Origin of the sequence: Neobacillus fumarioli NBRC 102428, from assembly GCF_001591485.1 — a bacterium.
Classification (GTDB): domain Bacteria; phylum Bacillota; class Bacilli; order Bacillales; family Cytobacillaceae; genus Neobacillus; species Neobacillus fumarioli.
In genome coordinates, this window is sequence record NZ_BCUZ01000154.1 from 1 (window position 1) to 5,884 (window position 5,884).

The 5,884-nt window shown below is 42.8% G+C and carries 6 protein-coding genes; all 6 read left to right on the forward strand.

The genetic code is table 11. The features are described 5' to 3' along the window. The first annotated feature begins 251 nt into the window (after positions 1-251). The gene (gene spoIIR, locus BFU02S_RS14435) at positions 252-1,235 is read left to right on the forward strand and encodes a stage II sporulation protein R (RefSeq protein WP_066372090.1); all 984 of its coding nucleotides are present in this window, start codon (positions 252-254) and stop codon (positions 1,233-1,235) included. A gap of 97 nt (positions 1,236-1,332) precedes the next feature. Continuing rightward, positions 1,333-1,779: a GNAT family N-acetyltransferase gene (locus tag BFU02S_RS14440; RefSeq protein ID WP_066372079.1), complete on the forward strand. Its 447-nt coding sequence runs from the start codon at positions 1,333-1,335 to the stop codon at positions 1,777-1,779. A gap of 184 nt (positions 1,780-1,963) precedes the next feature. Next, positions 1,964-3,010 carry an L-threonylcarbamoyladenylate synthase gene (locus BFU02S_RS14445; RefSeq protein ID WP_066372081.1) on the forward strand — a complete coding sequence of 349 codons (1,047 nt, stop codon included), beginning with the start codon at positions 1,964-1,966 and terminating at the stop codon, positions 3,008-3,010. A 123-nt stretch (positions 3,011-3,133) separates the two neighbouring features. Further along, positions 3,134-3,691: a manganese efflux pump MntP gene (locus BFU02S_RS14450; RefSeq protein ID WP_066372082.1), complete on the forward strand. Its 558-nt coding sequence runs from the start codon at positions 3,134-3,136 to the stop codon at positions 3,689-3,691. A 149-nt stretch (positions 3,692-3,840) separates the two neighbouring features. Beyond that, positions 3,841-5,265 (forward strand): C39 family peptidase, encoded by a 1,425-nt coding sequence (locus BFU02S_RS17755; RefSeq protein WP_084361142.1) that lies wholly within the window; start codon positions 3,841-3,843, stop codon positions 5,263-5,265. A 75-nt stretch (positions 5,266-5,340) separates the two neighbouring features. Further along, positions 5,341-5,793 (forward strand): low molecular weight protein arginine phosphatase, encoded by a 453-nt coding sequence (locus tag BFU02S_RS14460; RefSeq protein ID WP_066372085.1) that lies wholly within the window; start codon positions 5,341-5,343, stop codon positions 5,791-5,793. Positions 5,794-5,884 lie beyond the last annotated feature (91 nt).

The following is a 5,884-nucleotide window of genomic DNA, read 5'->3' on the forward strand; positions in this document are numbered from 1 at the left end:
GACAGTCTCATTCTTCCGATAAAGTGAGTACCCTGCTGAAAATCAACCATGAACACTAACAGAGCCTTATATTTAAAGATATACGAGAGTAGAATCTTGATTTCTACAAATAAAACGATGTGATCCGCGAATATAAGCTTTCAAACCAGCATCCGTAAATCATCTCTCCTAAAAACAAAAATACTAAATTTTAATAGTTTAAGATTCTGGCATTTTGTCCACAATGGTGATTAGAAGGGATGGTGCTGGTGATGAGAAGTAAGGTAATTGTTTGGGCTTATTTGATTGTATTATCGTTAGGAACGATGTTAAGTTTATATATGCCAAAAACAGAAGCGGCGGCGAAGGATTCGGTTGTGATTCCTGGGGATGCCATCCGCCTCCGGATTTTGGCAAACAGTGATTTAGATTCCGACCAGGCATTAAAGCGCAAAGTGCGCGATGCGGTCAATGCGCAGATTACCTTTTGGGTACAGGATTTAACCTCTATGGACAAAGCGAAGTCTGTCATTAAGGAAAAATTACCCGAAATTAAGGCGATTGCAGAAAAAGTAGTCCATGACCAAGGTTCCAATCAAACAGTGAAAGTTCAGTTTGGCAAAGTACAGTTTCCAACTAAATTATACGGTCAGTTCCTATACCCGGCGGGGAAATACCAGGCAGTGTTAATTACATTAGGGAAAGGCGAAGGCGCCAATTGGTGGTGTGTTCTTTATCCACCGTTATGTTTCCTTGATTTTTCAAATGGTGTAGCCGTAAGTCAAGGTTTTAATGAAAAAGCGGAAGCAGCAACAAACAAATCGGACGATCAGAACAAGGATGCCCAGCAAGTAAAAGGAAGTTCGGACGATCAGGTACAAAAGAATGCTACTCAGCAAGTTGAAGATTCTGTACAACCCGACGAGAAAACAACGAAAGAAACTACAAGCGATCAGGACTCAAAAACAGCTAAAAAACAGGATCATAATGGACAAAAGTCTTCAAAAACAGCTGATCAAAAAACCTCCAAACAGTCAACAAAAGAGACCGTGCAACAATCTGCTGATGAAAAAGATACAGCTGTGGCGGACGATCAATTGGCGTCAACCGATCAGACGAAATCAGACGCATCCATTGAAACCGCAGCGAAGGCACATAAGATCGTCGAAAAAGCCCCAGTCTATACGTCAGAAGATGAGCAGCCAGTAAAAGTAAAATTTTTTATCGTTGAACTATGGCAAAAACTATTCGATTAAAGAACTAGTCCTGCTAAATCGGGCTGATTTTCTAATGGTCTACTTTTTCTATTTCCTCATATTCATAGAGTAGAAACACCGAATGAGGGGGATTTGCATGCCGGGATGCATTCGCAAGGCAAATAAAGAAGATATGACCGTTTTGAAAGAGTTTTTATTAAGGGCAAATGTAAAGGCGGATGATCTGACAGAAGAGACAGCCTGCTGTTTCTTATTGCTGGAGGATGAGACGGGTGCGCTGAAAGGTACTTTAGGAATGGAAATGATTGCGGAGTTCGGGATCCTACGTTCGCTGGTCGTTACATCGGATCAAGCGGAGAAGCAGATTTACATTCTGTTCGAACAAATGGTAGAGTTAGCCAAAGATAAAGGAATGAGAAGTTTATTTTTGGCAACAAATAAAAGTGTGGCACTGCCGTTTTTTAACCTACTAGGTTTTAAAAAAGTTGGACGTGGTGATCTGCCGCTGGAATTTTACCAATCTCAACACATTCGACATGTTTTAAATGTGGATAACTCATTATTTTTAAAAATTTCAATTTGATTGTGGATATATTGCGAAAGTTATCCACTTTTTTCATGGCTTTATACACAATTTGTGGATAAGAACTTGTATTTATCCCCACCTTCTTTTATACTTTCAAACGTATTAATGGAAAAACGGAGTAGAACGCCTTGTTTCGTCAAATTTCGACGAAAGGGAAGCTGGATGATAAAGGTGGATAACTATGAATACGATTGTTTGGAAAGTGGATAAGTATGTGGATAATTTAGAAAGAAATCCACAAGTTGTGGATGCCGCTAGATTTTTGCGGGAAAATGAAGTGGTAGCCATACCGACAGAGACGGTTTACGGGCTTGGCGGTAATGCAGAAAGCGATGAAGCAGTGGAAAAAATTTATATGGCAAAAGGCCGGCCTGGGGATAACCCGTTAATTATTCACATTGCGGAAAAGGAGCAGCTTAACCGCTTTGTGGCGGAAATTCCGGCCAAGGCGCAAATCCTGATGGACAAATTTTGGCCGGGGCCTTTGACTATTATTTTTAAACTGAAGGAAGGAATTCTGTCGGAAAAAGCCACTGCAGGACTTGCAACTGTCGGGGTTCGGATGCCTGCTCACCCGGTAGCACTGGCGCTGTTGAAAACCTGTGGCTTGCCGATCGCTGCACCTAGTGCCAACAGCTCTGGGAAACCAAGCCCGACAAAGGCAGATCATGTGATTGATGACTTAAACGGCAAAATTGCGGGTGTGTTGGACGGCGGATCGACTGGGGTTGGCGTTGAATCAACGGTGCTTGATTGTACGGAGGAAATTCCCGTGATCCTTAGGCCAGGCGGAGTGACAAAGGAACAGCTTGAAGATGTGATCGGAAAAGTCGTTATAGACCGTGCGCTGGTCGATGAATCAGCCAAACCTAAAGCACCAGGCATGAAATACCGCCATTATGCTCCAAATGCCGAAATGTATTTGGTGTCAGGATCCAGGGAGTTTCTTCAGCAGCTTGTGGTTGAAAAGCGCCGGGAAGGGCTGCAAGTCGGAGTACTGACGACAAAGGAGTATCAGTATGATTATAAGGCTGATGTTGTCCTGGCCTGCGGCGAGCGAGCAGATCTGGAATCAGTTGCAGCGGCTCTTTATGATACGTTGAGGCGCTTTAACCAATTGAACGTGGACGTTATTTTTAGTGAGATGTTTCCGGGTTCCGGTGTAGGAGAGGCGATCATGAACAGGCTTCAAAAAGCGGCTGGTCATAAGGTTATAACTGAAAAATAGCATAGTAAACGAAGCACCAGATTTCCACATGTGGAGATCTGGTGCTTTTGTATGTCTGGCTTCACTTCTAAAATTGTTTGGACGTGCATATGTTGAAATAGTTAGTCCAAGGAGGCTGAAGAGATGTCAGATATGTTTGGCGAAATCATAACACTCACAATCATGGCAGCAGCTTTAGGAATGGATGCCTTCTCTGTCGGGCTTGGCATGGGAATGTACAATCTGCGCCTCAGGAAAATTTTTAAGATCGGCATGACCATTGGAATTTTTCATGTTTGGATGCCACTTTTGGGCATACTTGCCGGGAAATTCCTTTCGGGAAGATTTGGAACACTTGCCTCCTTTTTGGGCGGCCTTTTATTAATTGTATTAGGTCTTAATATGATCTGGTCAAGTTTCAAACAAGAATCGGAAAAAGTGATGACCCCAGCAGGGATTGGTCTATTGATTTTTGCATTAAGCGTCAGCCTTGATAGTTTTTCAGTTGGTTTGACACTCGGCATATATGGTGCCAAAACATTGGTAGTTATTTTATGTTTTGGAATTATCGCTACCGTGCAGACATGGGCAGGTCTGCTTTTGGGAAGAAAGGTGCAGGGCTGGCTTGGAACATACAGTGAAGTTCTTGGCGGCGCTATTTTACTTGCTTTTGGTGTAAAGCTGATCATTCTGACGATATGAGGATTTGGTATACTTGGTAAATCCTTAGTAAACTTCCTTTATTTATGCTAGAGTAAAGATATGAATCTATAAAACTAATAATGGAGTTCTAAGGAGGGCTGCAAATTCGGCCGAAATCATCGATCAAGTTTTTCATCGGACTGACCATTTTGTTTTGTTTGTTCATTCCGAGTGTTTCTTTTGCTGAAACAGCTGGGCAAGGGAAGGGTATTCAGCTTTTAGAAATCATAACAGATCAAACGACCGTGATTAAAGGAATAACCTATCCGAATGCCACCGTTAAGGTTGGAAGTAAATCAGCCTTACTAAACAGTACGAAAGCAAATGCTGCCGGAGAGTTTTCCTTGGAGATTGCCAGACAGTCAGCGGGTATGAAATTGACGATTAGCGCGGAGGATGGCACAAATACATACACATTAGATGTAACCACCTTGAAAACCGGGTGGGTGCAACAGGACGGTCATTGGTATTACTATAACAGCAAGGGAGAAAAAGAGACTGGCTGGATAGAAGATCATGGTAAATATTATTATCTTGATCAAACTGGTCAGATGAAAATAGGTTGGTTGTTTGATCAGGGACATTGGTATTTCTTGGGGAATAATGGTGCCATGCAAACCGGCTGGATTTATACCGGAGGAAATTGGTATTACCTTAAGGAGAACGGTCAAATGCAAACCGGTTGGGTTCTTTCCGGCGGCAAACGATATTATCTAAATAGCACAAGCAGAATGGTTACTGGCTGGTTGAGGTATGGAAATAGTTGGTACTTTCTTGGCGCGAATGGAGCCATGCAGACTGGCTGGGTTTTATCTGGGGGAAAATGGTATTACCTAGGATCAAATGGTGTCATGCAAACCGGCTGGGTAAAGGTAAACGGGAAATGGTATTTTCTTAATCCTGATGGTTCTATGAAGACCGGCTGGGTGCAAAGCGGCCAAGATAAATATTACCTTGGTGCAAACGGGGCAGTTTCAGGTGCCATCCTTGATGCACCTCTGATCGGGCAGATGCCGGAGCTGCCGCGCGGCTGTGAAGTCACCTCTCTGGCAATGATGCTCCAAGACGCAGGTGTAAAAGTAAATAAGATGACATTGGCATACCAGGTGAAAAAAGATCCAACCCCCTATCGGAATGTGAATGGCCAGATCTATTTCGGCAATCCGAATACAGGATTTGTCGGTGATATGTATTCTTTTAACAAGCCGGGCCTTGGGGTCTATCATGGTCCGATTGAAGAACTGGCGAAAGCATATCTTCCGAATCGAATTGTTGATTTTACTGGCAGCAAGTTTGAAGAAATTTATCAATATTTGAATAATGGAAATACCGTATGGGTGATTAATAATACTTTGTTTGATAATGTGCCATTCCAATACTGGCAAGTCTGGAATACACCGTCGGGAAAAATTTCGATAACCTACAAGGAACACAGTGTGCTGGTGACAGGCTATGACAGCCAGTATATTTATTTCAATGACCCACTTGCTGTGGTGAAAAACCGAAAGGTAGAGATCGGTGCCTTCAAGCGGGGATGGGAACAAATGGGCAGGCAGGCCATCAGCTCTCAGTAATGACTGATTTTTTTGAACAAAATGGATGTCAGCCTTCGTTTGTTTTATAATAGAATAAAAGGGGGGGCTGACAAGATGCAGCGTATTTTATTTGTTTGTACGGGAAATACATGCCGGAGTCCGATGGCGGAAGCTATTTTGAAAAGTAAAAATATTGCAGGTATGGAAGTGAAATCTGCAGGGATTTTTGCTGCAAATGGCACCGAGGCATCGCCCCATGCAAAGAAAGTATTGGAAGATAACCATATCACCCACAATCATCGCTCCACCATGTTAACCAGACAAGAAGTGGACTGGGCCGATCTAATTTTGACGATGACTGCCGCACATAAATTCGCTATTCAGGAACAGTACCCGCAGGCGATTGAAAAATTATTTACGCTGAAGGAATTCGTTGGCGAAACGGAAAACCAAGATGTTTCTGACCCGTTCGGCGGGAATTTAACTGTTTATCAAGAAACGTTCCAAGAACTAGGCACATTGATTGACAAAGCGATTGAAAAGATGAAGCAAATGGAACAAGATTAGAACAGATACAAATAACGATGCGACTTTTCGGCCTTTTGCGCTACATAAGGCCGCGTGTTACCCGCCAAATGGCGGGTTTCTTTTTTTTTAT